The organism is Pseudomonas fluorescens (assembly GCF_000802965.1).
GTDB lineage: Bacteria > Pseudomonadota > Gammaproteobacteria > Pseudomonadales > Pseudomonadaceae > Aquipseudomonas > Aquipseudomonas fluorescens_A.
Genome location: NZ_JSAK01000024.1, coordinates 1 through 2,428 on the forward strand (window position 1 = coordinate 1; position 2,428 = coordinate 2,428).

General features: G+C 57.5%; 3 protein-coding genes. All 3 read left to right on the forward strand.

Translation table 11 applies throughout. From position 1 onward, the window contains the following. Positions 1-138 precede the first annotated feature (138 nt). The 3 genes from tnpA (at position 139) to tnpC (ending at position 2,397) form a co-directional block, all read left to right on the forward strand. A complete protein-coding gene (tnpA, locus tag NL64_RS20200; RefSeq protein WP_034149837.1) occupies positions 139-456 on the forward strand; it encodes an IS66-like element accessory protein TnpA in 318 nt (105 codons plus the stop codon). Next, on the forward strand, positions 453-788 hold the full coding sequence (gene tnpB, locus NL64_RS30645) for an IS66 family insertion sequence element accessory protein TnpB (RefSeq protein WP_034149838.1): 336 nt from the start codon (positions 453-455) through the stop codon (positions 786-788). Before tnpA ends, tnpB begins: the two co-directional genes overlap by 4 nt. Positions 789-849: 61 nt before the next feature. Next, complete coding sequence (gene tnpC, locus NL64_RS20210) at positions 850-2,397, forward strand: IS66 family transposase (protein ID WP_034149839.1); 1,548 nt, start codon at positions 850-852, stop codon at positions 2,395-2,397. Positions 2,398-2,428 lie beyond the last annotated feature (31 nt).

Sequence of the window (2,428 nt, forward strand, 5' to 3'; positions counted from 1 at the left end):
ATTGAGGAGGTGACCAAGTGGCTTTCTGAGAATGGAGTGTAAGGGGCCGGCAAACACACCTCCCGAGCCAAGCCGATAAGGGCGATTGTGTCCGCGTATTTTTAAGCGGACGCAATTACCCCTAACGTCAGGATCGCCATGCGTGAACGTAAGTCCTACCCGAAGTCCTTCAAAATCCAAGTCGTCCAAGAGTGTGAACAACCCGGTGTTTCCGTGGCGGCTATTGCGATGACGCACGGCATCAACGCCAATGTCGTTCGCCGGTGGATCCCGCTTTACCGTGATCAGCAGGCCGTCGCGCTGCCAACTTTCATTCCTTTGAAAGTCGAACCAAAACGAAAGACCGAAGCGCTGGCCATCATTGAATTACCGCTTGGCCAGCAAATGCTCACGGTGAAGTGGCCAACCTCTGATCCTGAAGGGTGCGCCCGATTCATCCGTGGACTCGCTCAATGATCCGCATCGACTCCATCTGGCTCGCCACCGAGCCGATGGACATGCGTGCCGGTACCGAGACAGCGTTGGCCAGAGTGATCGCGGTGTTCGGTGCCGCGAAGCCGCACTGTGCTTATCTGTTTGCCAACCGCCGCGCCACTCGGATGAAAGTTCTGGTGCATGACGGCTTCGGCATTTGGCTGGCGGCTCGCCGGTTGAATCAAGGCAGATTTCACTGGCCAGGCATTCGGCATGGCTCTGAAATGGAATTGGATGCCGAGCAACTTCAAGCCTTGGTACTGGGCCTGCCATGGCAACGCGTGGGGTCTGGCGGCACGATCACACTGCTTTAAGGGCTGCCATTAGCCTATCGGTCTATCGCCGCGAACTGCCTACTCTGGCAAAATCCGCAGCATGACTTCTTCGCCCAATCTCGACCAAATGTCCCCCGACCAACTGCGTGCATTCGCTACGCAGTTGCTGTCGCAAGTCGAGATCATGGGCAAGACGGTCGAAACGATGGGCAAGAAGATCAACCGCGATCAAACGGTGATCGAGAAGCTGACTCACGAGATCGCGCAACTCAAGCGCTTGAAGTTTGCCAAGCGCAGCGAGCAGATGAATCCTGAGCAGGCCAGCTTGCTCGATGACCTGATCGATACCGATATCGCAGCGATTGAGGCTGAGCTTCAAGTCTTGCAAACAGCACTAACGGCAACCGAGAAAAAGCAAAAGCCCAAGCGTACTGCGTTGCCGGCAGAGTTTCCGCGCACACTGATCCATCACGAACCAGACAACACTCACTGCCCATGCGGCTGCGCCCTCAAGCGTATCGGTGAGGACGTCAGCGAGAAGCTGGACTACACGCCCGGCGTGTTTACCGTTGAACGCCATGTCCGGGGCAAATGGGTCTGCGATGACTGCGAAACACTGATCCAGGCGCAGGTTCCGGCGCAGGTCATCGACAAGGGCATCCCGACTGCCGGGTTACTTGCCCACGTCATGATCGCCAAGTTCGCCGACCACCTGCCTCTTTACCGTCAGGAATCGATCTTCGGGCGGGCGGGCTTGGCGATTCCACGCTCAACCTTGGCTCAATGGGTTGGCATGACTGGCGTGCAGTTGCAGCCACTGGTCGACGCGTTGCGCGACGTGGTGCTCGGGCAGCAGGTTATCCATGCCGATGAAACACCCGTGCAAATGCTCGCACCGGGTTCAAAGAAAACCCACCGCTCTTATGTTTGGGCCTACGCCACCAGCCAGTTCTGCGAAACAGCGGCTGTCGTGTATGACTTCAGCCCCAGCCGAGCCGGTGAGCATGCTCGCAACTTCCTGCAAGACTGGAGGGGCAAGCTGGTTTGTGATGATTTTGGTGGTTATAAGGCGAGCTTCGAACTCGGCGTGATCGAGATCGGCTGCATGGCCCATGCGCGGCGCAAGTTCTTCGAACTGCACGCCACCAACAAGAGCATGCTCGCCGAGCAGGCGCTGCGCTATATCCAATTGCTTTACGAAATAGAAAGCGAAGTCCGCGACCTGGAGGCGGATTTACGACGCCAAATACGGCAAGAAAAAGCCGTACCGGTGATAGAGATGCTGCATGCCTGGATGATCGCCCAGCGTGACCTCGTGCCCGAAGGTTCGGCGATCAGCAGAGCGCTGGATTACAGCCTCAAACGCTGGGCAGCGCTGTCGCGCTACCTCGATGACGGGGCTGTACCCATAGACAACAATTGGTGCGAGAACCAAATCCGACCGTGGGCGTTGGGGCGAAAAAATTGGCTCTTTGCCGGCTCGCTGCGCAGCGGCAAGCGGGCAGCAGCGATCATGAGTTTGATCCAGTCTGCGCGGTTGAATGGGCATGATCCGTATGCCTATTTGAAAGACGTCCTCACACGCCTGCCGACGCAGCGGGCGAGTGAAATCGACCAGTTGCTGCCGCATAAGTGGCAACCGGTCTAATCACGCAACGCGTGATGCCCGGACGCATACC